Raw genomic sequence first — 23,952 nt, forward strand, 5'->3', positions numbered from 1 at the left:
CGACGGATCGCCTGCCCGACGTTCAGGACTTCCCGCCGACGAGGCCCTTTTCCCGCCATTTCGCGAAGATCTTCTTCACCTGTTTTTCGGCTTCCGCCACCGCATCGGCGGGTTTCGTCCCGCGCACCGCGGTCGCCAGCATGTTCGGAAGGATGAAGGTGGCGAAGACCTCGCCTTCCGCCGGGCTTGCGGGACCCGGATGCCCCATGTTGGTGCTCCACTTCTCCGCGTCCTTGAGCACCGCGAGCTTTCCCTTCTCCTCGCCTGGGAGCGCGAAGGGATCGTTGCTGAACCAGGAGTTGTGAAGGTCACGGAACTTCTTCGCGCCCTTGACCGCGGCGTACCCCCGGTTTCCGGACCGGATCGGCGTATCGAAGAAGGCGGGCGAGTTGTAGAGCTCGCTCGCGTACATGGCCTGGTCGTAGTTCGACACCAGGTCGAGGAGGAACTGCTTCGCAAGGTCGACGTTCGAGGAATACTTGGGGACTATGTAGTTATAGATCACGTGCTCGCAGCTGAAACCCGTGCCCCTCGGGCCCTTGAGCGCAGGAGTGAAGTAGATGTCCTTCGCGATCTCGGGAACTTCCTTCTGCGCGGAGCGGTAGGCGGAGATGGAATTGAGGATGTACGCCGCCCTTCCGGCGATCAGGGCCTGGTTGTTGGAGACTGCGGTCCACGAGAAGACCTCGGGGACCATGGCCTCCTTGTACAACCGCGCCATGTATGCCGTTGCCTCGACCGTCTTCGGATTGTTGATGATGACGTTTTCGTTCGCGTCCTGGGTCCCGGTGTCGTAGGACCACAGGAGCGCCCTGGCCGCCATGTTCGAGTCGAGTTCCTGGGAAAGGCCGATCCCGAGCTGGATCCCCTGTTCCTTCTTGATCTTGCCGCCGTACGTGATCAGGTCTTCCCACTTCACCGGTCCGTTCGGCTTTCCGGCCTTGGCCCACAGGCTTTTCCGGTAGCAGCCCGGGTCGATCGTCCAGCCGGGGACGAAGCTGTAGAATTTTTTCGTGTTCGGGTTGTAGGAGCTCCGCTTGCACAGCGGATGCATCTTTCCGAACCGCTTTTCCGCTTCCTTGACGATATCCCCGAGGTCGTGCACGCTCGGCTCGAACTGGGACGGGGGAGAGATCCACTCGATCAGGTCGTGTCCCTTGCCGGCGGAGACTTCGGCGGCGGTGCGCGAGGGGATCTCGGCGAGGCCGATGTGGTCCAGTGTCACGTTCACGCCGTTCGCCTGCCCCCAGACCTTGACGTAGTTGTCGAACCATTGGGTATCGAACCGGGGGACGAAGTGGGACCAGACGAGGATCTTCAGCTCTTTCCCGGCGGCGTGGCTGCGGCCGGGGATGATGATCGACGGCGCAACACCCATCGCGATGGTCCCGATGCCGGCGGCCTTGACGAACTCCCTGCGGGTCATGCCTTTCCTGCCCGATTTAGCCATTCCGAATCCTCCTTCCTCGGTCGTTTGGCGCCTGTTAGATATCAAGTGAAGTATCGCTATCATATCACCCGCCGGCGGTGCGAGGTCAATTCGGCATTCGCCGGTCAGCGAATTTCCTCGCGCACGTCGAATGCGTCCCGCAGTCCGTCGCCGACGAGATTGAACGCCATCACCGCGACCATGATGGCGACGCCGGGGACTGCGGCGATGTGAGGGGCGACGAAGAGGAAGTGCCTCCCCTCCGCGATCATGGCCCCCCAGGAAGGAGCCGGCGGCGCGACGCCGAGCCCCAGGAAGCTCAATCCCGCTTCCGCCACTATGGCCCTTGATATGCCGAACGTCGCTTCCACGAGGATCGGGGAGAACGCGTTGGGAAGAACATGGAACAGCAGGATACGGGCCGGAGGGCTCCCGGCCGCGCGTGCAGACTCCACGAATTCCATCTCCTTGACCTTCATGACCTGCGCGCGGATGAGCCTTGCGTAACCGACCCATCCGAGGAGCGACAGCGCGATCAGCACGTTCCGCAGGGAGGGGCCCATGGCCGCGGTCATCCCGATCGCGAGCAGGATTCCGGGGAACGCCATCAGCACGTCGCAGATCCTCATGAACAGGTGGTCCGTGCGGCCGCCGAAGAAACCGGACGCGGAGCCGGCGAGGAGTCCGATCGAAAGGGAGACGGCGACCGTACCGAGACCGACGGCGACCGAGATGCGCGAGCCGTGAAGAAGCCGCGAGAGCAGGTCCCTGCCCAGTTTGTCCTGGCCCAGCCAGTGGGCGGCGGAGGCGCCCGACAGCCCCGACTCGAGGTCCTGGGCGTTGGGGTCGAACGGGGAGAGCCAGGGCGCTAACAGGGCGGCGAGGAGAAACGCGGCCGTGACGACAAGGCCGGCCGCCGCCCCCCGGTGCCGCAGGAACCGCGCTATTACCCTTCCGTTCGAAGCGGCGCCGGGGTCACTCATACCGGATCCGGGGGTCCAGCCGCGAGTAGAGGAGGTCGGTCACAAGGTTCACGAACACGGTGCACAGCGCGATGAAGAGGACGCATCCCTGGACGAGCGGGTAATCGCGCGCGTCGATGGCCTGGACGGTAAGACGCCCGATTCCCGGCCAGGAGAAGATCGTCTCGGTGATTATGCTGCCTGCGAGCAAGGCTCCGAACTGGAGACCGAGAACCGTGATCACCGGAATCGACGAGTTCTTGAGAGCATGGCGCAATACCGCGCCCCTCAAGGAAAGTCCCTTCGCGGCGGCTGTGCGGACGTACTCCCGGCGTATCTCTTCAAGGAGCGAGGAACGCATCAGGCGCATGAGGATCGCGGCCATCCCCGATCCCATCGTGAGCGCGGGAAGGACCAGGTGCAACGCGGTGCCGAAGCCCGAGACCGGGAGGAGCCCCAACTGAATGGAAAAGACGAGGATCAGCAGCGGTCCGAGCCAGAAGTTGGGCATCGATAGCCCCAGCATGGCGAGGAGCGCCGAAATATGGTCCACCCACGAACGGGGGCGCAAGGCCGAGAGGACGCCCAGCGGAAAGGCGACTAGTATCGCCACGAGGAGCGACGCCGCCGCCAGTAGCAGGGTGGCGGGGAAGCGGGAGAGAATTTCGCGGGCCACAGGCTCGCGGCTCCGGAAGGACAGGCCCAGGTCTCCCCTTGCCAAACCTTTCAGGAATTCCGCGTATTGCTCGGCAATGGGCAGATCGAGCTTCAGGTCCCTGCGCAATTCTTCCTTCTGCGCGGCGACGGCGCTTTCCCCGAGCATGATCTCCACGGGATCCCCGGGGATGAGGTGTATGAGGAGGAAGACTATCGTCACGACCCCGAAAACGACAGGCACGAGCTGTGCCGTGCGCGCAAGGATATAGCGTCTCACGGCGCAGCTTTTCCGGACGCGGGGCGTCCCCGCCCCTCGATATGCATGTCCTTCACCGACGAGTAGTCTTCGTCGGGCGTGAGGGTGAAGCCTGAAAGGCGTCGATCCCGAACCAGGATGTTGCGGTTTGCCCAGAGGGGGAACACCGGCAGGTCGCGGGAAAGGATTTCCTGGACTCCGCGGTAGATCGCCTTTCTTTTTGCCCGCGACTGCTCCCGGCGCCCCGCCATGAGCAGGCGGTCGATTTCGGGGTTCGCATACCGGCCGCGGTTCGCGCCATCGGGAGGCGTCTGCGAGGAATGGAAGGCGTAATGGAAAATGTCGGGATCTGAAATCCCCACCCACGTAAGGCTGTAGAGCTGGAAGTTTCCTTTTTTGATGTCGGAGAAGAAGGCCCCCCACTCGAGGGACTGAACCTCCACCGAGATGCCCACCTGCCGCAGCTGCTCCTGGATGACGGCGGCGATCCTGCGGCGAAGCTCGTTTTGCGAGGTTTTATAGGCCAGTGCGAACCGCCGCTTCGGCCCGGGCCCGTCCGGGTCGCGGTACCCGGCGGAATCAAGGAGCCGTTTGGCCTCCGCAGGGTCGTATCGCAGACGCGGGAGGTCATCCGCGCGGGCCCAGAAGCCCGGTGCGAGAATCGAGTCGGCCATGTCGGCATGTCCCTTCAAGATCGCTCGCACGATCGACTCACGGTCTATTGAAAGAGCTATGGCGCGGCGCACCCGGACGTCCGACAGGACAGGGTCCGCCAGGTTGAACCCGAGATAGGAGACGTTGCTCCCTGCTGTTTCTTCCATCGCCAGGTTAGGGGATTTCAGGGCGGACGGGAGCAGGTCCGGGTCCACTCCGTTCAGTACGAAGTTGACGCTACCTTTTTTCAATTCCAGGAACCGGACGTTGCTGTCGGGCAGGAACTTCACGACGACCTTCGGGATAGCGGGAGGGCGGCCGTAATACCCCTCGTGCCGGGAGAGGGAAATCGCCTCGTCCGGGCGGAAGTCGTCTACTTTATACGGCCCGGCGCCGGGGACCGGGTTGTATCCTCGCGCCCCGAATCCGACCGGGACGATCCCGCGCGCCATCCCGGCGAGAAACGGGGCGAACGGCTCCTTCAGGCGGAAGACGACGGTCCGGGAATCCGGTGTATCGATTCCGGAGATCATGCCGTAAGTCGATCTGTGCGGAGACAGGTTTTTCGGGTCGAGAATCCACTCGTACGTGTAACGGACGTCCGCTGAATTGACTTCCCTGCCGCCGTGGAAGCGCGCTCCCTTGCGCAGCCTGAAGACGATTTCCAGGGGGGATTTCTCCTCCCATTCTTCCGCAAGGTCGGGGACGGGGTTCCCGGCCGCATCCCGCCGTACGAGGTATGCGTGCGTCATCTGCAGGATCTGCTCGCCGTAGGCGTCCGTGGCAAGGCGCGGGTCGATGCTCACCGGCGCCCCGGGAAGGGCGATGACCAGCGTTCCTTCGTCCATGGGAAGCTTCGGCGCGCAGCGGGCGAAGAGGAGACATGCGGCCAGGACAGCGGCTGCCGCCGCGGGCAGGTATCGTGGGGAAAAGTTTTTCCCGGCGCCTTTCACGCGCACATCGTAACACGCGGGCTCGGTGGACGCGCCGTGCGGATCGGGTTTGGGCCGTCAGTCCCCGTCCAGCACTTCCCGCACCTTTTTCGCCAGAACGAAGGGGCCGAAAGGTTTCTGAAGAAAAGGAACCCCGCTCTTCAAGTCGTACAAATCACGGATCGCATCGCCGGAATAACCGCTCATGAAGATCGCCTTCAGGTCCGGCCGCCGCTTCTTCAATGCGTCGAACGCCTCCTTGCCGCTCATCCTCGGCATGACCAGGTCCAGGATCGCCAGGGAAAAATCCTTTTCTTCCTTCGCCGCTTCCACGGCTTTCCTGCCGTCGGATGCCGTGACCACCGTATATCCGAACTCCTGGAGGATCCGCTCGAAAAGCGTGCGGAGGGATTCCTCGTCCTCGGCGAGCAGTATCGCCTCCGTCCCTCCCCGAATGGGCGATTCCTGGATGAAAGCCGGACCGTCCGGTTCGGCGCCGGCGGCCGGGAAATAAATCCGGATGACCGTTCCCTTTCCGGGCTCGCTGGAGAGGTTTATGAAGCCGTTGTGTTGCCGGACGATGCCGTATGCCACCGGCAGGCCGAGGCCGGATCCCTTTTCCGGGTCCTTCGTGGTGAAGAAGGGCTCGAAGGCGCGTTTCCGCACGTCCTCGTCCATACCCGTCCCGGTGTCCGAAATCGAGAGAACCGCATAGCGGCCGTGGACGGCTTCCGGGTTTTTATCCAAGTGTTCGTCTCCCGGAACCGCTTCGGACGTTTCGATGAGAAGCCGGCCTCCGTGAGGCATCGCGTCCCGGGAGTTGATGCACAGGTTCATCAGGACCTGCTCCAGCTGTCCCCGGTCCGCTTTTATGGCAGGGAGTCCGGCCGCCAGGCTGTCCCGCACCTCGATGTTCGCTCCGACCAGCTTGCGGATGAGGCTTATCGAATCCCTTATCGCCATGTTGAGATCCAGGTTCGCCGGCTTCATTTCCTGGCGGCGGGCGAACATAAGCAATTGCCGCGTCAACGTGGCCGCATGCTCCGCGCAACTTCGTATCCGATCCAGCTCCTCCGTGGCCTCCTCGTTTCCGTCGACATGTTTTTTAAGCACCTCGCTGAATCCGAGGATTCCGGTGAGGGCATTGTTGAAGTCGTGCGCGATTCCACCCGCGAGCATGCCGGCGGCCTCCATCTTCTGCGCCTGCCGCAGCTGCGTCTCCAGTTTTTTTCGCTCGGTGATGTCGTGCAGCGTTACCGCCACCTGGAAGGGGGCGCTTTCTTCCGGCCTGAATTCCGGAATGGCGCTGATCTCCATCCAGGTGCGGGTCCCGGTCAGGGGGTTCGGGACTCCCGCCACGACGCCTCCGACGGGTTTGCCTGCGGCAAGTGCCGCGAACGGCGGAAGTTCACCGTCGCGGAACGGGGAGCCGTTTTCGTGCACCGCTTCCCAGGACGATGGACGCGACACGATTTCCGTAAATTCTTCCCGCGGCAGTCCGAACATGCGGAGAGCCGAAGGGTTGACGTCGACGATATATCCGTCCGCCCGCTGGTGGAACGCCCCCTGGGTCATGTTTTCGAACAGCAGCCGGTACTTCGTTTCGCTCTCGCGGAGCGCTTCTTCGGACTGGACGCGGGCCGCCCTTTCCGCCGCCTCGTCCAGGGCGCGCAGCACCGCCGGCACGAGCCGCGACATCCGGTCCTTCAGGACGTAGTCCGTCACCCCGCTCCAGAGACATTCGATCGCCGGTTCCTCACCCGGTGTTCCTGAAACGATGATGAAAGGGATATAGAGGCGTCTTTGCTTCAGGATGTCGAACGCGGACAGCCCGTCGAAGGAGGGAAGCATGTAGTCGGCAAGAATCAGGTCGAATTTCTCCAGGTCGATCGCGGCCAGAAAGTCATTGCGCGTTTCCACGCACACGAACGTGCACCTGAGCCCTTCCGATTCGAGGCTCTTCCGCACGCGTTCCCGGTCATCGGCATTGCCCTCAAGATGCAGTATCGCAATCGGTTTCCGCATTGTCCCACCTCCTGCATCGCCCCGATTCCTGCATTGCCGCGCCTCCCTGGTATTGTGCGCAAAAAACATAACATACATTGCATTTAATTGCAAAGAATATAAATGCGTGATAAGTATTCTTCCCGGGAGAGTACGGTATTTTGCCTGAATTTTCGCCGGGTATTACGCGAAAAGATAAACGCAGACATTGAATGTAAAGGAGATGTGAAGCATGATACGCGACCCGATCGTGATGCTGGACAACCTGGTTCTTTCCCTTTCCGATTCCCTGGACCTGATCCATCCGAAAGTAGTGGCCCACCAGCAGCGAGTCGCTTATATCGCGTTGCGGCTGGGGCGCGAAATGGGATTCCGCCCCCAGGATCTGTCCGACCTGATGTACGCCGGGGTGCTTCACGACATAGGCGCCCTCTCCGTCGAGGAGAAGGTCAACATGATGATGAAAGCGGATTTCGAGAGGTTTGGAAACCATACGGTGCTCGGAGCTGGCCTTCTGGCCGGCTGCACGCATTTCACCAGGGCATCGGAGTATGTAAGGTACCATCACTATTCATGGGGGGAAGAAGAGAACTGGGAAGACGCCGACGAGCGGACCCGGTTATCCGCCAACGCGATCCATCTTGCCGATTACGTCGATCGCTTCGTTAAAAGGGACCGGAGCATACTGGAACAGGTCAATGCGGTGCGCGGCGAAATATCCCGGCTAAAAGGGACGTGGTTCTCCCCGGACCTGGTGGAATGTTTCGGGAAGCTGTCCGCACAGGAATCGTTCTGGCTCGATTTTACCTCCACCAGGATCTATCGGGTGCTGATGGACATAATCGCGTGGCCTCGAGTGGAGCTTCAACTCTGGGAGCTTGAAAACATCGGGAAGATCTTCGCCAGGATCGTCGATTACCGCAGCCCTTTTACGGCTACCCATTCCTCCGGCGTCGCCGTGGTCGCAAGGGAACTCGCACGGAAAATGTATTTTTCCGAAAAAAGCTGCCGATTGATGCATGTGGCGGGTTTCCTGCACGATCTCGGAAAGGTTGCGGTGCCGAATTCGATCCTGGACAAACCGGGGAAGCTCGACCCGGCGGAATTCGACATCGTACGGGCGCACACCTACCATACTTACCAGATCCTCTCGACGATCGGTGGATTCGAGGATATCGCCGGTTGGGCGTCCTTCCATCATGAAAGGCTCGACGGAAAAGGATACCCGTTCCACCTCGGCGGCAGCGAGCTTTCGCTCGGCTCACGGATCATGTGCGTGGCCGACGTTTTTACCGCCGTTACCGAAAACCGTCCGTATCGCACCGGGACGAGGCGGGACGATACCATGCCGATCCTCCTCAATCTCGTGAAATCCGGCGCGCTGGACGGAAACATAGTCAGGATCATGGAGGGGAATTACGAGGAAATGGACGGGATCCGGGCGCGCGAGCAGAATGCCCACCTTTCGGATTACAAGCGCATGGTTGCCGGACCCCGGTAGGAATTCCCTCATTTCCCATCGGAAAATCTCCGGGAAAAAGCTCATAATTCATAAAGTATTCCGATGTCTCCTCCGATAAGTCATCCGACGATACGCGTATCGCCGCATAGGGGAGACATCATCGATGACATCCACATCTTCGGCATGGGACTCCGTCCGCTCCTTGCTGCTTTTCCGCAGGCCGATCCGGCAGAGGTTCTGGGTGTTCTGCATATCTGTCGCGGCATGGTACCTGTTTCTTGGCATTCTCGGCGCGTTGGGGGCGCGCGATACGGTCTACCGGGATACCGTGATCGCGGCGACGATCGTCGCCATTCCTCCCCTCGTTCTTTTCACCGTCCTCATCACGCGTTCGCTGGTCCGCCCTCTTGCGGAACTGACGCGCCGCATCAGCGCACTCGCGGAGGGCCGGGTGGACCTGAACACACCGATCGCCGTCCGCTCGCAGGACGAGGTGGGCACCCTTTCCGAACAGGTGAACCGCCTGCTCCGCTCACTCCTCGAGATCAACACGTTCAAAAAGGTGATCGAGGAGGACGACACGGTCGACGACGTCTACCTGCGGCTCGGACACGAATTCGCCCAGCACGGGCTCGACAGCTACAACATCTACGACGTCGACGCCCAGAAGAACCGCATCCGGTGCGCCCTGACCTCCGGCGGGGACGTGGAACGCGCATGCAAGGAGGATATCTTCGTGAACGCGGGCCTCTGCCGCGCAAGGAAGACCGGCGAGACGGTCGCATCTGCGGAGTTCCCCGACGTGTGCCGTCACTTCAACATCGAGGGGGCGCATCACGTTTGCGTGCCGATGATAATAGGAGGGGCGACGGGCGGCGTGGTCCAGTTCGTGTTCCGCGGGGGAAACGGCGGTGGAAGCGCCACGAAGATTTCCCAATCCCGCCGGTTCATCCATGAAACCTTTCCGGTCATCCAGGCGAAGCGGCTGACGGAAACACTCCGGGAATCGTCGCTGAGGGACGCGCTCACGGGCCTCCACAACCGCCGCTTCCTCGAGGAGTACACCGATATCCTGATCGCAATGTCGGAGAGGCATGGATCCACGATCGGACTGCTGATGGGGGACCTCGACTTCTTCAAGCAGGTCAACGACACCCTGGGGCACGACGCGGGTGACGCCGTCTTGCGGGAGACCGCGGGAGTCATCGCACGGAGCGTCCGCGCGAGCGACCTCGTAATCCGCTTCGGCGGCGAGGAGTTCCTCGTGGTCATGCCCGACTGCAAGGACGCCGCAATGGAAATCGCCGAGAGGATCCGCACTTCCGTCGGTGAGCACAAGGTGAAAACCGCAAAGGGAATCGTGCAGAAGACGATAAGTTTCGGCGTGGCGGAGTTTCCGGTGGATGCGACGACCTTCTGGCAGGCTATAAAGTTCGCCGACGTGGCCCTTTACAGTGCGAAGGAAACGGGCCGTAACCGTGTCGTCAGGTTCGCGAAGGAGATGTGGAAAGACGAGCAGTACTGAATTAGAATAACGAAATGCACATCGCGCTGCTGAAGGCCACGACCGCCTTCTACCTGGTCGGCGCTCTCCTGTACCTGTATTTCATCATCACTCTCAAGGAGAGGGGAGCGAAGCTCGGGAGGATGTTCCTCCTGATCGGGGTCATACTGCACTTTGCCGGATTCGTCTCGAGATATTTCGCGGCCGGTTACACCCCCATCACGAACCTGTTCGAGTCCCTGTCGTTCTTCGCGCTGTCCATCGTCACCGTCTTCCTGGTCATCGAGGTGCGCTACAACCTTCGCATTCTCGGCTCCTTCATCGCGCCGCTCGGATTCGCCTTCAGCATATCCGCCGCTTTCCAGTCCGGGGAAGTCGCGCGGCTCGCCCCGGCGCTGAACTCGTACTGGCTTCCGATCCACGTCATGCTCCTGTTCATAGGCGACGCGGTTTTCGCCATAGCATTCGGCGCGGGAATCATGTACCTGCTTCAGGAAAAGGAGGTAAAGCGCAAGCGGCTGGGGGCGATCTTCAAGCGCCTGCCTTCGCTGGACGTGCTCGACGAGATCAATTACAAGTGCCTGACCGTCGGGTTCCCGCTTCTGACGCTGGGGATCATCACCGGCTCCATCTGGGCGGAATACGCCTGGGGCTCCTACTGGAGCTGGGACCCCAAGGAGACGTGGTCCCTGATCACCTGGCTGCTGTACGCTGCTCTCCTCCACGGCCGCCTGACGGTCGGATGGCGGGGAAGAAAGGCGGCGATCCTGGCCATAGTGGGTTTCTGCGCGGTCCTGTTCACGTTCCTGGGGGTCAACCTCCTGCTGCCCGGACTACATACATACTCCAGTCTCTCCGGGTGATCTCGGCCTTCCGATGAGCGACATCGTCATAGTCGGATTGAATCACCGCACGGCGCCGGTGGAGGTACGCGAGCGTCTCGCCTTTCCTGCGGAAACGGTGGGGCGGGCGCTGCGCGGACTGGTGGAGCGGGGAGGCGTTGTCGAAGGGGTGATCCTGTCAACCTGCAACAGGGTCGAAGTGTGCGTACTGGCCGACGAGTCCTTCAAGGGTACCGAAGCCGTGAAGGAGTTTCTCGCCTCCCATCACGGTATACCGCGGAACGAGTTGAACGGTTACCTCTACCACCACGGCGGGGGGGAGGCGGTGAAGCACCTCTTCCGGGTGTCGAGCAGCCTCGACTCGATGGTGCTGGGAGAGCCGCAGATCCTGGGGCAGGTAAAGGACGCCTACGGGTACGCCGCCGAGTTCCGTACGATCGGCCCTATCCTCGACAAGTTCTACAACAAGGCTTTTTCCGTTGCCAAGCGGGTGCGCACGGAGACGAAAGTGGCGAGCTCCGCCGTCTCGGTTTCCTTCGCCGCCGTGGAACTGGCGAGAAAGATTTTCGGAACGCTGAAGGACAAGACGGTCATGCTGATCGGTGCCGGGGAGATGTGCGAGCTGGCGGCTCGCCACCTTCTCTCCGCGGGCGTCAAGGGGATCATGGTGACGAACCGGACCTTCGAGCGTGCCGTCAAGCTTGCCGAAGAGTTCGACGGCAGGCCGGTTCGGTTCGAAGAACTGACGACGCATCTCAAGCTGGCCGACATCGTCCTCTCGTCGACGGGGGCGCCCCACTTCATATTGAAAAGGCAGGACGTGGAGGAAGTCATCCGTATCCGGAAATACCGGCCGATGTTCTTCATCGACATGGCCGTGCCACGGGACATCGATCCGGACGCAAACCAGATAGACAACGTTTACGTGTATGACATAGACGATCTGAACAACGTGATAGAAACGAATATGGAAGAGCGGCAAAAGGAAGCCATGCGGGCGGAGGAAATCGTGGCGGGGGAGGTGAGGGGGTTCCTCCGCTGGCTCGAGGCTCAGCAGATCACTCCCACGATAGTCATGCTGCGGAAGAAGTTCGAGGAGATAAAGAACGCGGAAGTGGCCAAGGCGGTCTCGATGTTGGGCTCGGAGGATCCGAGGACGCGCAAGGTGGTGGAGTCGCTTGCGTCCGCCATCCTCAACAAGGTCCTTCATCCGCCGATCTCGGCGCTCAAGAAGGACGTGGAAGGCCGCGACGTGACGGAACTTGTCGCGACCGTCCGCGAACTGTTCGACCTCCCGGAGGACGGGGCCCAGCCGCCTCCGCAGGAGGAAACGCCGAAAGAATAAACTTCCGGCTGGAGCCGGCGGCCCGCAACTTTCTCGCTGGGCGCCCGCAGTTCGGCCGGATTGGAGGAAAAAGTGGGAAGTGGCGATGGAGTAATCCTTCTCGGCAGCCGGGGCAGCAAGCTCGCCCTGTGGCAGGCCGGGTTCATCCAGTTCGAGGTGGAGCGGAAGACCGGGCGGAAGCCGGAAATCGTGAAGATCAAGACGACGGGCGACATGATCCTGGACGTCCCGCTGGCGCGCGTGGGAGGGAAGGGGCTCTTCGTGAAGGAGATCGAGGAGGCGCTTCTCGCGGGAAATATCGATCTCGCCGTACACTCGATGAAGGACGTGCCGACCGACCTTCCCCGGGAACTCGAGATCGCAGCGATCACGAAGCGCGAGGATCCGCGGGACGCGTTCCTTTCCAACAAGGTGAAGCGGTTCGATGACCTTCCGCAAGGGGCGACCGTCGGAACGAGTTCGCTGCGCCGCCAGACCCAGCTCCTTGGCCTTCGCCCGGACCTGGTCGTCGCCGACAACCGCGGGAACCTGGACACCCGCATCCGGAAGATGGAGGAAGGAAGGTTCGACGCGATCATCCTGGCGGCGGCGGGCTTGCGGCGGCTGGGATGGGAAGGGAAGATCACGCAGGTGCTGCCCGTCGACGTGTCTCTCCCCGCGATCGGGCAGGGGGCGCTCGGCATAGAGATCCGGCGGGACGACGCGGCGACCCGCGAAGCCGTCGCGTTCCTGAACGACCGCGAAACGGCTTTCGCCGTGCGGGCGGAGCGCGGGTTCCTCAAGCGCCTGGAGGGCGGCTGTCAAGTGCCCATCGCCGCCTACGGCCGGACGGAGGGCGACTCCATCCTGCTCGATGGGCTCGTGGGGCGGCCCGACGGGTCGGAGATTCTCCGCGAAAGCGCCCGGGGATCTGTTGAAGATCCCGAAGCGTTGGGAGTGGAGCTGGCAGAGCGGCTTCTCGGGCGCGGGGCGAAACGGATCCTGGACGAGGTCTACCGGGCCGCGGGGAAATAACGGGGGCAATGCCGCTATCGGGGGAAAGAATCCTCGTCACCCGGGGAGAGGGCCAGGCGGGGGAATTCGCGGGCTTGATCCGGAAGCGGGGCGGCGTTCCGGTGCTATTCCCCACGATCCGGCTTGTTCCTCCGGAAGATACCGCGCCGCTCGATGGATCGATCGCACGCCTTTCCGAATTCGACTGGGTCCTGTTCGCGAGCGCCAATGCGGCGAAGTTCTTCTGCGCCCGCGCGTCGCTGCTCGGGGTTGCGCGGAAGCCCGAAGGCGTCCGCGTTGCGAGCGTGGGGCCCGGCACGAGCCGGGAGTTGGAACGCCTCGGATTCCCCGCCGACCTTACCGCAGGCAAACACACCGGGGAGGGGCTCGCGGATGCATTGCGGGGCGAAGGTGTGGCGGGGAAGAGGTTTCTGCTTCCGCGTGCGCTCGAAGGACGCGACGTGATTTCGGCGGAGATCCGCCGGCATGGCGGCGCAGTCGAATCGGTGGTGGCTTACCGGAACGGCCTGCCGGAAAGGAACGAGGGGGCCGCGCGGGAGATGGAGGCCGATCCGCCCGACGTCTGCACCTTCGCGTCGCCCTCCGCGTTTCGCAACTTCTTCCTCCTGATGGGGGAACGTGCGGCGGCGGAAGTGCTTATGCGGAGCCGTATAGCGGCGATCGGGGAAGTGACCGCCCGTGCGGTCGCCGAGAGGAAATTTGAGGTGGACATCATGCCCGAAAAATATACGCTGAAGGGATTGATGGACGCGATCGAAGTGCGCCTTGCGTCCCTCCCGCGCGATGGAGGACCGAACAGATGAACTTCCCCGAATACCGCCCGCGGCGCCTGCGGAAAAACGAACTGTTCCGGCGGATGGTGAGGGAGACGAAGCTCTCCGTGGACGACCTGATCTACCCCCTGTTCGCCGCCGCCGGCAAGGGGATCCGCAAGGAAGTGTCCTCCATGCCGGGAGTATTCCAGCTTAGCGTCGAGAACCTTGTAAAGGAAGTGAAGGATGTGAAATCCCTCGGAATCCCCGCGGTGCTGCTCTTCGGCATCCCGGCGAAGAAGGACTCCCTGGGATCGGACGCGTATTCCGACAAGGGCATCGTGCAGACGGCCGTCCGGGCGATCAAGGACGCCGTACCGGGAATACTGGTCATCACCGACGTGTGCTTCTGCGAGTATACGGACCACGGCCATTGCGGGATCCTGACGAAGGACGGCGACGTGGACAACGACGCCACGCTGGCGATACTGGCGCAGAGCGCGGTCACGCACGCGCGGGCGGGGGCCGACGTCGTCGCCCCATCCGACATGATGGACGGCCGGGTCGGCGCAATCCGCGAGGCGCTCGACAAGGAGGGGTACCCGGGGCTCCCCATCATGTCGTACGCCGCGAAGTACGCATCCGGTTTTTACGGCCCGTTCCGCGACGCCGCCGAAAGCACGCCGAAATCCGGCGACCGCCGCTCGTACCAGATGGATCCGCCGAACGCGAGGGAGGCCTTGCGGGAAGTGGCCCTCGACGTGCAGGAAGGCGCCGACATGGTGATGGTCAAGCCCGCGCTCGCGTATCTCGACATCATCTACAGGGTGCGCGAGGCGTTCGATCTTCCGGTGGCGGCATACAATGTGAGCGGAGAATACTCCATCGTCAAGGCGGCCGCGAAGCTGGACTGGGTGGACGGGGAAAGAATGACCATGGAGATCCTCACCGCCATCAAGCGGGCGGGCGCCGACCTGATCCTCACCTATTCCGCGAAGGAAGCGGCCAGGTTCCTGGCGCGGTGACGGCGTTGGCGGAGCCCATGACGGAATACAAGGTGGTGGAGATCACCGACGTGACCGACCAGGCCGTCGAAACGGCCTTGAACCGTTGGACGTCGGAAGGCTACCGGTTCGAATCGATCCATTTCGCGGCGCAGCCTGGCAGCCGCCGCCCGTCTATGGCGTTCCTCTTCTTCACGCGCGGCCCGGCAGCGGAAGGGATTTGATCCGATGGGGATACGCTGGCAGGACCGCAGGGAGTTCATGAAGGATGCGCGGCGGGCGCGGTATCTCTCGCGCCTGGTGGCCAAGGCCGCGGACTTCATAATCGCCATGTCCCTGTGGCACATCCCCGGCGCCGCAGGCGCCTTCGCTTCCCTCTTCTACATCCTGATGTGCGACGGATTCCCGGGCGGGCGCAGCGCGGGGAAATGGTTGACCGGCCTCAAGGTCGTCCGGGTCGACCGCGAGGCGATGGATTTCCCTTCGTCGCTCCTGCGCAACCTGACCGTTGCGGCCCCGTTCCTGTTCCACCTTATTCCCGTCGCGGGCCCCTTCCTCGCGTACACAGTCGGCCTGGCCGTCCTCCTCATCGAGACCTACCTCGGCTTCTACGACGCCGACGGGCAGCGGGCGGGAGACACACTCGCCGAGACGTTAGTCGTGGAATACCGGCAGGAGACGACGGATGTCGTCCCTCTTCCTGATCGACGGGCATAACGTCCTTTACCGCACGTTTTTCGGAGTGCCGCGCCTTTCCTCGCCCGACGGCACGCCGACCAACGTGGTCCTGGGAGTGGCCAGGATACTTCTCCGGATTCTCAAGGAGGACCGGCCCGCGGCGATCGCGGCTGCGTTCGATACGCCCCAGCCCACGCCGCGCCACGAGATTTTCCCCGAATACAAGGCGAACCGTCTCAAGATCCCCGAAGACCTCCTCGTCCAGATTCCGCTCGTCAAGGAAGTCATCGACGCGCTCGGGGTTCGCCGGATAGAACACCCCGGCGCCGAGGCGGACGATATCATCGGCACGCTGGCGCGCGAGGCGGAAGAAAATGGGATGGATGTCGTCATCGTTTCCTCCGACAAGGATCTCTATCAGCTGGTCTCGCCGCGAGTCCGTGTGCGGGACGGGCTGAAGGAGCGGACGGTCGGGGAAAAGGAGGTCCGCGAAGTCTTCGGGGTGGGTCCGGATCGGGTGGCAGACCTCCTGGCGCTCGCCGGAGATCCTTCGGATAACGTCCCGGGAATCCCCGGGATCGGAGAGAAAACGGCCGCCGAACTGATCCGTGAATTCGGGACGCTCGAGGAACTGCTTGCGCATGCGGACAGGCTGAAGGGCAGCCGGAGGGAGAAGATCGAGAAGAACGCCGATACTGCCAGGCTGTGCAAGAAGCTGATGACGATCGACCGCCGTCTCCCTCTCGAAGAGAGCATGGATAGCCTGGCTCCCCGGCCGATGGATGGCGGCCGTGTCGCGCACCTGTTTCGCAAGCTGGGTTTCCGCAAGCTTCTCGAAGACCTATCACTGGCGGCGGAACCCATGCTTCCGCTTCAGGGGGCCGCTCCTTCGCCGAAAAGTGCCTGGCGGATAATCGGGAAGTCGGCGGACCTGTTCCCCGGCCGCGCGGACGGCGGGCTGGAATCGGCATCCATCGCCCCCGGCAAGGAGGGGTTTTGCGGGGTTTCGGCTCGCAATGCGGGCACGTTCGTGATCCCGGACGCCGAAGTGCCGGGAGCCGTTCGGAGGCTCGGCAGGCTCTGCCCGAAGACGTATATCTTCGACGGGAAATCCCTCCTCCGCGGTTTCGGAGCGCCTCCCGGGGAAGTTTCGCCGCGGATGTTCGATCTTCAGGTTGCGGGATATCTGCTGTCGCCCGATGAAGGGACGCCCACGCTCTCCAAGCTTTTCGCCCGCCACCTGCCGGAAGCCGCCGGGGCGGGGGGAGGGGAGACCCCGGAAGACCGGGCGGCGGAGAGCGCGGAAGCGCTGCTTTCATTGGGCGAAGTACTCCAGGGGAAACTCGACGAAGCCGAGCTGACCCGGATCTTCCTCGACGTCGATATGCCGCTCCTGCCGGTGCTATGCCGGATGGAAGACGCAGGCATAAGGATAGCCCCGGAAATATTCGGCGCGCTCTCCGGGGAGCTTGCCGCGGGGACGCGGGAGATCGAGCGGAAAGTGGCGGGCATCGCGGGCACGGACTTCAACATAAATTCCCCCAGGCAGCTCGCTTTCCTTCTGTTCGAGAAGCTTGGGCTTCCTCCCGTGAAGAAAACGAAGACCGGCTACTCCACCGATGTGGAGGTGCTCGAACATCTGAAGAATGCGCACGAGATCCCGGCTCTCGTGCTGGACTACAGGACGCTCGCGAAAATCAAATCCACCTACGTGGACGTCCTCCCGGGCATGGTAGACCCCGCCGACGGCCGCATCCACACGACGTTAAACCAGACCCAGGCGGCCACGGGGCGCCTGTCGTCGTCCGATCCGAACCTCCAGAACATCCCGATCCGCACCGAATTGGGGATGCGTATCCGTACGGGATTCGTGGCGGAACCGGGTTGGAGCTTCGTCGGCGCCGACTATTCCCAGGTAGAGCTGCGGTTGCTGGCCCACTTGAGCGGAGACGCGGAATTGACAAGGGGGTTCCTGGCGGGCGAGGACATCCACACCGCAACTGCATGCGGCGTCTTCGGGGTTTCCCCCTCGGGGGTAACGCCGGATCTGCGCCGGCGGGCGAAGGTGATCAATTTCGGGATACTTTACGGAATGAGCGCGTTCGGCCTGTCCCGGGAATTGGGAATCGGCGGGAAGGAAGCGAAACAGTACATCGACCAGTACTTCCGGCGATTCCCCGGGGTCCTCGGATACATCGAGGAAGTCAAGGAGCGGGCGAGAAAGGACGGTTTCGTAAGGACCATCCTGGGCCGCCGCCGGTACATACGCGACATAAATTCCCAGAACAAGGTGCTTCGGGAGGCCGCCGAGCGGATGGCGGTAAACGCCCCGATCCAGGGGAGCGCCGCCGATATCATCAAGCTTGCAATGATCCGCATAGACCGGGAGTTCCGGGAAGGCGGGATGCGCGCGCGGCTTGTCCTGCAGGTGCACGACGAGTTGATCGCCGAGGCCCCGGACAAGGAAGCGGAAGCTGCGGGAAATATCGTCCGGGATGCGATGGTGGGCGCGGCATCCCTTTCCGTCCCTCTGACGGTTACCTTGAGCCGGGGGAAAAACTGGGGGGAAATCCATTGATTTCCATCTACGCGGCGATGAATAGATCGGCGTATAGCCGCGTCCTATGAATGAAAAGGGGAAGGCGCCCCCATCGGACGAGGATCTGATACGCGCCGCGCTGGGCGGCGATGAAGGCGCTTTCCGGGAACTGATGGAACGGTACAAGAACCGGGCTTTCGGCGTGGCGGTCGGGATAACGGGGGATGCCGACGAAGCGATGGATGTGGTCCAGGATTCCTTCGTGAAAGCGTACTACAACCTGAAGGAGTTCCGGTTCGGCGCGAATTTCTACACCTGGTTCTACCGCCTCCTGGTCAACCAGGCGATCGACAGGTGGCGGAAGGCGTCGAGGTCGCGCACCGTTCCGCTCGACGACAGGTGGCTCTCCGGGGAAGCGACCTCCCCTGAGGCGGCGCACCCCAGGACCCCCGAAGAACTGGCTCGGAACCGGGAGCTGTCGGAGGCCCTGACGCGGGCGGTGGCCGCTCTTCCGGAGTATCACCGGGCGGTCATCCTGCTGCGGGAGGTGGAGGGGCTCGCATACGAAGAGATCGCCGAGGTTTTGAATTGCTCGGTCGGGACCGTCATGTCGCGTCTTCATTACGCGCGGGCGAAACTGAAAGAGGCGCTCAAGGAATTCAAGGAAGGTTAGGAATCAGGAATATGGATTGCGGCAAGGTTTTGAAAGCGCTCCAGGACGATATCGACGGCAGGCTTCCTCTTATCGAAGCCGCGGATGTGCGGAAGCACCTCGAATCCTGCGTCTCGTGCGCCGCGGAAGCCGCTTCGTTGCGCAGGGTGGGGGAGTTGCTCAGGTTATGGTCGGCGGCCCGGGCCTCGGAAAAATCCCCGCAGCTCGACGTGCTTTGGACCCGCGTGCACGCGGGGATCGTGGAGAAAAAAAGCCGCGTTAACGCCGCCGCACGTTTGCGGAAATGGCTCTGGGTGCCCGCGGCTGCGGCGCTTGTGGTTTTGGCGTTGCTGTTCTATCCTTCGGGGGTGAGCAGGGCGCCGTTTCATCCGAGCAGCTTCGACGTCGCCGTCGAGGAGCTCGACTCGGACGCCGCTACCGTGGCCCTTGTCGACCGAGGCGAGGACCTCCCCCGGGTGATCTGGATCATGGAAAATGACAGGACGTGACCCCCGGGGATTGCTTCCCCCGCTGATCGCCTTTCTCTTATTCCTCGCCGCCGCCGGTCCAGCCGCCGCAGCCCGGTCCGACTCCGTGTCCGTCGAAATCGGCGTTGTGGTGGCTTCCAACAAGGGAAGTTCGATCGACCCGTCCCTTTCCTCGCTGCGCGCCAAGCTTCAGTCGATGTTCACCTACACTTCCTACACACTGCTCGACAGGAAGAGGCGCTCCCTGGCTGTGGGCGAGACCGGGGATTTCTCCCTGCCGGGAGGACGCTCGATTCGGGTGACCCCGGCCCCCGCATCCGGGAGCAAGGTCCGTCTTGCCGTGCAGATCATGGATGGGGGAAGAAACCTCCTGACGACGACGCTTGGCCTGAGCAGGGGCGGTATGGTTCTCGTCGGCGGCCCGCCGCACCAATCCGGCGTCCTCATCCTGCTCATCTCCGCCGAGTGATCCTCGCCCGGTTGCGCCGTAATTCCCCAGGCGCATCGTTTTCCTGCGGTATGAATGTTTCGTTTGAATATTCCCCCGACTTCGCTCGTCCGATGATTGACCTGGGGAACTTTACAGGGGTCGCCGGGGTTAAAATGAACATGAGAGGATGATTCGGAAGGAGAGTGGAGAAATGAAAAAAATCGCGGCCATTATCGTTGCGGCAGTCTTGCTGGGGACCATGGTTGTTGCGCCTGCCTTCGCCGGGGAACCGGGCTGGTCGGTTGCCGGAAAGATCCTGACCGGGGTCATCGGGCTGCACATCCTGGGGAATGCCCTGCATCCGCATTACGCGCATCCGGCTCCGGTATACGCCCCTCCTCCCGGGGCCTACTATCCTCCCGAACAGTTCTGGGTACCGGGACATTACGAGTCGCGGCTCGAGCGCCGCTGGATCCCGGGGCATTGGGAATACGAGAGGATAGAGCGGTATCGCTATGAAGACGATGACGATTTCGACGGCGGCGCAAGAAGGTATTGGGTCCCGGGCCACTACAGCAATGTGGAAGTAAGGCTCTGGATCCCCGGCCACTGGGAGGGTTAACCCACGACATCTCATGATCGGCCGGCGAGACCCGTCGTCCGTCAACCCAAACCGACCATCAAAAACCCCGGACACGATCCGGGGTTTTTTTTGGGACGGTCCTGAGTTGGGACGCCGGTTTTCAATTGTCCTGAATTCTGCGAGAATTCTACAACAACATTGCTTGGGGGTTTCGCGTGATGGAGGGCCGTACTTCACCATCAGGCTCCACGCTGGCGAATTCGCTCTGGAACCTCCTGTTCCGGGTCGTCACTGCGGCTGACCATTCCAGGACGGCCTGGACGGCGGTGCTTAGGGGGGCAAGCCTTTCGTTTTTCAAGGAGCCGATAGACGAACTGCCTTCGGCCGACAACGAGGCGTCGCGGCTTCTGTTCAAGGAACGTTTCTTCGCGCTTCCCGAGCACCGGTTATACGACCTGTTCGAGTTCCTTCTCGCGGACGACCGGGCGGGCATGAAGGAGATGGACCGGAAACTGATCCGCCGGAAATTGAACGAGGTGCTGGACCAGGAAGGCGCACCGGTCCGTTTGCTCAGGGACAGGTTCGTGCCGCTGCCGGATTCCCTCGGATTCGATGCCGCGGCGACGGCGGAAGAAAAGTTGAACATGTTCGATCTGCCGGCTGCGAAAAGGCATCTCGAGTCCGCGCTGGCCTTTCTTTCGCGCCGGCCGGATCCGGCGGGGATGGAGGCGGTACGCGAGGCGGTACTGGCGGTGGCGGCTGTAGTGCGTACCCTGAGCGGCGAGACCGGAAAGGTATCGTTGGGGACCGTGGCCCCATTGGCGGGCAATATCGCGATTCCAGCGGATCTGCTGGAGGGGATGGAGGCGACGCTTCACCGCTGCCATGAAGTGAGCGGACTTCCAGGCGCGTCTTCCCCCGGCGAGCGGATAGACTCGCCGGAGGCGGCCTTTCTCGTCGTCTACTGCTCTTCGGTGGTCAACTACCTTCTGGAGATGCGAAAACTGTAATCATGTTCTTGCCAGCCGGCCTGCGACATGGAGCGGTGCGCGATGCCGAAGTAGCGCGTCCACCGCATGTGCGGCGGAGGGAACGACCTCGAACAGGTCGAGATTCCGGGGAGAGACCGTGCGGACCTTCACCGAGCTGCGGCAGAAAGAAAGGATGGGATCGAACCAGCCGAGCGTATTGGCGATCACGATCGGCCTGGAATGAAGTCCCAGCTGCTTCCACGTCAGGATTTCGAAGAATTCGTCCATGGTGCCGAACCCGCCGGGGAGAACCGCGAATGCATCGGCGCGGCGGCTCATTTCCATCTTCCTTTCGTGCATCGATTTCGTAATGATCATCCGCGTGAGGCCTTCGTGTGCGAGTTCCCTGGTGCATAAAAACGTCGGGATGACGCCGATGACGGTTCCTCCACCCGCAAGAATACGGTCGGCCAGGACGCCCATCAACCCCACGGATCCGCCTCCGTAAACCATGGTGATCTTTTCATCGACCATGCGTTCCGCGAGAGCGAGCGCGTCCTGCCGGAATTCCTCGGGCAAATGATTGCTTGAAGAGCTGAATATGCAGAGGCGCCTGATTTTCATCCTTGCAACCATACGGCGATTCGAACGGAAATGGAAGCGAAGAAAAACGCAGAAAATGATTGACATATGGACGAAAGGTTAAATACTATATACACGATAGACATAATGTGGGAGGCGCGAAATGACTAACTGGTTCCGGGACAATTCGCTTTCGATCGGGCGGACGCCGTTGGTGAAACTGGGCAGGGTGGTTGATGACGGAGGCGCTACGGTTTTCGGCAAAATCGAAGGTCGAAACCCGTCCTATTCCGTGAAGTGCAGGATCGGCGCCTCGATGGTTTGGGACGCCGAAACGAAAGGGCTGCTCGGCCCGGGCAAGGTGATCGTCGAGCCTACATCGGGCAACACGGGCATTGCTCTCGCGTTCGTCGCCGCCGCTCGCGGATACGGTATCATCCTGACGATGCCGGAGACGATGAGCATCGAACGGCGGATGGTTCTCAAGGCGTTCGGGGCGAAGCTGGTCCTGACGGAAGGCGCCAAGGGTATGAAGGGAGCGATAGAGAAGGCGGAGGAGATCGTCGCATCGGATCCGGCAAAGCATTACATGCCGCAGCAGTTCAAGAATCCCGCGAATCCGAAGATCCACGAGGAAACAACCGGGCCGGAAATCTGGGATGACACGGAAGGAAAGATCGACGTGCTGGTTTCCGGAGTCGGCACCGGCGGAACGATCACGGGCGTGTCGCGCTACATAAAAAACGCAAAAGGGAAGAAAATCGTTTCCGTCGCGGTGGAGCCGGTCCACAGCCCCGTGATTACCCAGAAGATGCGCGGAGAGCCTCTGAAACCCGGACCCCACAAGATCCAGGGGATCGGCGCCGGGTTCATCCCCGACGTTCTGGATCTTTCGCTGGTCGACCGTGTGGAGCAGGTGACCAACGACGAGTCCATCGAATATGCGCGCAGGCTCGCGAGGGAGGAAGGGATGCTTTCCGGGATTTCCGCCGGAGCCGCCGCCGCCGTGGCCGCCCGGCTTGCGAAGCTTCCCGAATTCGCGGGAAAGACGATCGTGGCGATCCTGCCGGATGCGGGAGAGCGCTACCTGACGACAGCGCTGTTCGAGGGGTGGTTCGACAACGAGGCGACCGCTACCACGATTTGATCGAGGCCGGATGCGTATGCGTGCCTGACGCCGTGCGCCGTCATTTCACGCCGACGTACAGGGTGACGATGCCGAATGTGAGCGGGCGGTAGTCGACATCCGCGCAACCGGCCTTGCGCATCATCTCCGCGAAATCCGGTGGAGACGGGAATGCCTGCACCGACTCGGGCAGATACGTGTAGGCGCTCCGCTTCGATACGAGGCCGGCGACCCTCGGCAGCACTTTCGTGAAATAGCAGTTGTACAGGGCTCCGAAGATCGTCCCCTCGGGCCGCGAAAACTCAAGGACGACGATTCGCCCGTCTGTGCGGACCACCCTGCACATTTCCGAGAGTCCGCGGGCGCGGTCCACGACGTTGCGGATGCCGAAGGCGACCGATGCGGAATCGAAAACACCGTCGCGGAAAGGAAGCGCCTCGCCTGGAGAACGCACGAAGGCAATGCGCCCCTTTTTCCCGGCGCGCGCGGCCTTTTCCACGCCTAAACGCATCATCTCCGTAGAAATATCCGATCCCACCACGAACGCCTCGCTCCCTTTTTGCCGCAGGATCTCAAGAGCCACGTCGGCGGTGCCCGTGGCCATGTCGAGGTGCCTGCCCCCGTGACCCGGCCGGATCTGCGCCACCGCCTCGCGTCTCCAAAAGCGGTCCCGTCCCGCAGACAGCAGCTTGTTCAGCAGGTCGTAGCGCGGCGCGATCGCGGAAAACATGTCGCCGATGCTGCGGTTTCGTTCGTCCATCCGGTACAAGGGAATTTCCCCGCAGTTGAATTTAAGACGTCCCAGTATACCAGCCTATCCTGGCCCGCATTTCTCACCATGCTTCGTAGCGAGGCGGTGGAGACGGGTATGGCTACAAGGCGTCGCGACCGAGGGCGACGCAGGCGTAGTTTACACTACGTCGAGGAGCCCGACCGAGTGCAACGCAGTAGACATGGCCGTATCCGCCGCCGCAGCAGAAGCATGGTGAGAAATGCGGGCCAGGCTGAAAACGTTGAAACAATCCGTCACGGCAAGTGTTTAAATACATATGTTATGTAACGCGAGGGAATGAATATTCCGACCGC

At 62.1% G+C, this 23,952-nt stretch carries 23 protein-coding genes; 16 read left to right on the plus strand and 7 right to left on the minus strand.

Going from position 1 to position 23,952, the window contains the following annotated elements; all coding sequences use genetic code 11:
- Positions 1–22: 22 nt before the first annotated feature.
- The 5 genes from HY896_01830 to HY896_01850 all read right to left on the minus strand — a co-directional run bounded on the left by HY896_01830 (position 23) and on the right by HY896_01850 (position 6,915).
- On the minus strand, positions 23–1,450 hold the full coding sequence (locus HY896_01830) for a carbohydrate ABC transporter substrate-binding protein (GenBank protein ID MBI5575084.1): 1,428 nt from the start codon (positions 1,448–1,450) through the stop codon (positions 23–25).
- Positions 1,451–1,554: 104 nt separating this feature from the next.
- Complete coding sequence (locus HY896_01835; protein MBI5575085.1) at positions 1,555–2,412, minus strand: ABC transporter permease; 858 nt, start codon at positions 2,410–2,412, stop codon at positions 1,555–1,557.
- Positions 2,405–3,325, minus strand: coding sequence for an ABC transporter permease (locus HY896_01840; protein ID MBI5575086.1), 921 nt, complete (start codon positions 3,323–3,325; stop codon positions 2,405–2,407). The genes HY896_01835 and HY896_01840 overlap by 8 nt, the downstream gene beginning before the upstream one ends.
- Positions 3,322–4,911: an ABC transporter substrate-binding protein gene (locus HY896_01845; GenBank protein ID MBI5575087.1), complete on the minus strand. Its 1,590-nt coding sequence runs from the start codon at positions 4,909–4,911 to the stop codon at positions 3,322–3,324. The genes HY896_01840 and HY896_01845 overlap by 4 nt, the downstream gene beginning before the upstream one ends.
- Positions 4,912–4,968: 57 nt before the next feature.
- On the minus strand, positions 4,969–6,915 hold the full coding sequence (locus tag HY896_01850) for a response regulator (GenBank protein ID MBI5575088.1): 1,947 nt from the start codon (positions 6,913–6,915) through the stop codon (positions 4,969–4,971).
- A gap of 211 nt (positions 6,916–7,126) precedes the next feature.
- Here HY896_01850 and HY896_01855 point away from each other — a divergent pair, with 211 nt between their 5' ends.
- The 15 genes from HY896_01855 to HY896_01925 all read left to right on the plus strand — a co-directional run bounded on the left by HY896_01855 (position 7,127) and on the right by HY896_01925 (position 21,197).
- Positions 7,127–8,395, plus strand: coding sequence for an HD domain-containing protein (locus tag HY896_01855; protein MBI5575089.1), 1,269 nt, complete (start codon positions 7,127–7,129; stop codon positions 8,393–8,395).
- 124 nt (positions 8,396–8,519) lie between these two features.
- Positions 8,520–9,881 (plus strand): diguanylate cyclase, encoded by a 1,362-nt coding sequence (locus tag HY896_01860; GenBank protein MBI5575090.1) that lies wholly within the window; start codon positions 8,520–8,522, stop codon positions 9,879–9,881.
- 14 nt (positions 9,882–9,895) lie between these two features.
- Entirely contained in the window at positions 9,896–10,723 is an 828-nt protein-coding gene (gene ccsB, locus HY896_01865) for a c-type cytochrome biogenesis protein CcsB (GenBank protein MBI5575091.1), read from the plus strand.
- Positions 10,724–10,736: 13 nt separating this feature from the next.
- A complete protein-coding gene (locus tag HY896_01870) occupies positions 10,737–12,047 on the plus strand; it encodes a glutamyl-tRNA reductase (protein ID MBI5575092.1) in 1,311 nt (436 codons plus the stop codon).
- Between the two features lie 93 nt (positions 12,048–12,140).
- The gene (hemC, locus tag HY896_01875; protein MBI5575093.1) at positions 12,141–13,061 is read left to right on the plus strand and encodes a hydroxymethylbilane synthase; all 921 of its coding nucleotides are present in this window, start codon (positions 12,141–12,143) and stop codon (positions 13,059–13,061) included.
- 8 nt (positions 13,062–13,069) lie between these two features.
- Positions 13,070–13,864 (plus strand): uroporphyrinogen-III synthase, encoded by a 795-nt coding sequence (locus HY896_01880; protein ID MBI5575094.1) that lies wholly within the window; start codon positions 13,070–13,072, stop codon positions 13,862–13,864.
- Positions 13,861–14,838: a porphobilinogen synthase gene (gene hemB, locus HY896_01885; GenBank protein ID MBI5575095.1), complete on the plus strand. Its 978-nt coding sequence runs from the start codon at positions 13,861–13,863 to the stop codon at positions 14,836–14,838. The genes HY896_01880 and hemB overlap by 4 nt, the downstream gene beginning before the upstream one ends.
- Before the next feature lie 17 nt (positions 14,839–14,855).
- Complete coding sequence (locus HY896_01890) at positions 14,856–15,041, plus strand: DUF4177 domain-containing protein (GenBank protein ID MBI5575096.1); 186 nt, start codon at positions 14,856–14,858, stop codon at positions 15,039–15,041.
- Positions 15,042–15,045: 4 nt separating this feature from the next.
- The gene (locus tag HY896_01895; protein ID MBI5575097.1) at positions 15,046–15,534 is read left to right on the plus strand and encodes an RDD family protein; all 489 of its coding nucleotides are present in this window, start codon (positions 15,046–15,048) and stop codon (positions 15,532–15,534) included.
- Positions 15,503–18,073, plus strand: a complete 2,571-nt coding sequence (gene polA / locus HY896_01900) for a DNA polymerase I (protein ID MBI5575098.1) — start codon at positions 15,503–15,505, stop codon at positions 18,071–18,073. The genes HY896_01895 and polA overlap by 32 nt, the downstream gene beginning before the upstream one ends.
- A gap of 46 nt (positions 18,074–18,119) precedes the next feature.
- Positions 18,120–18,707, plus strand: a complete 588-nt coding sequence (locus HY896_01905) for a sigma-70 family RNA polymerase sigma factor (protein MBI5575099.1) — start codon at positions 18,120–18,122, stop codon at positions 18,705–18,707.
- An 11-nt stretch (positions 18,708–18,718) separates the two neighbouring features.
- Positions 18,719–19,195 (plus strand): zf-HC2 domain-containing protein, encoded by a 477-nt coding sequence (locus HY896_01910; protein ID MBI5575100.1) that lies wholly within the window; start codon positions 18,719–18,721, stop codon positions 19,193–19,195.
- The gene (locus HY896_01915) at positions 19,182–19,643 is read left to right on the plus strand and encodes a hypothetical protein (protein MBI5575101.1); all 462 of its coding nucleotides are present in this window, start codon (positions 19,182–19,184) and stop codon (positions 19,641–19,643) included. Before HY896_01910 ends, HY896_01915 begins: the two co-directional genes overlap by 14 nt.
- 172 nt (positions 19,644–19,815) lie before the next feature.
- Positions 19,816–20,226 carry a hypothetical protein gene (locus HY896_01920; protein ID MBI5575102.1) on the plus strand — a complete coding sequence of 137 codons (411 nt, stop codon included), beginning with the start codon at positions 19,816–19,818 and terminating at the stop codon, positions 20,224–20,226.
- A 176-nt stretch (positions 20,227–20,402) separates the two neighbouring features.
- Entirely contained in the window at positions 20,403–21,197 is a 795-nt protein-coding gene (locus HY896_01925; protein MBI5575103.1) for a hypothetical protein, read from the plus strand.
- Here the strand turns inward: HY896_01925 and HY896_01930 are convergent, their stop codons facing one another.
- Entirely contained in the window at positions 21,198–21,782 is a 585-nt protein-coding gene (locus tag HY896_01930) for a TIGR00730 family Rossman fold protein (GenBank protein ID MBI5575104.1), read from the minus strand. It abuts the gene before it with no gap.
- 121 nt (positions 21,783–21,903) lie between these two features.
- Between HY896_01930 and cysK the strand changes: the two genes are divergently transcribed.
- On the plus strand, positions 21,904–22,887 hold the full coding sequence (cysK, locus tag HY896_01935) for a cysteine synthase A (GenBank protein ID MBI5575105.1): 984 nt from the start codon (positions 21,904–21,906) through the stop codon (positions 22,885–22,887).
- Positions 22,888–22,927: 40 nt separating this feature from the next.
- Here cysK and ubiE read toward each other — a convergent pair whose 3' ends face one another.
- Entirely contained in the window at positions 22,928–23,626 is a 699-nt protein-coding gene (gene ubiE, locus HY896_01940; protein ID MBI5575106.1) for a bifunctional demethylmenaquinone methyltransferase/2-methoxy-6-polyprenyl-1,4-benzoquinol methylase UbiE, read from the minus strand.
- Positions 23,627–23,952 lie beyond the last annotated feature (326 nt).

It is taken from the genome of Deltaproteobacteria bacterium, assembly GCA_016218975.1.
Taxonomy (GTDB): domain Bacteria; phylum Desulfobacterota; class Deferrimicrobia; order Deferrimicrobiales; family Deferrimicrobiaceae; genus JAENIX01.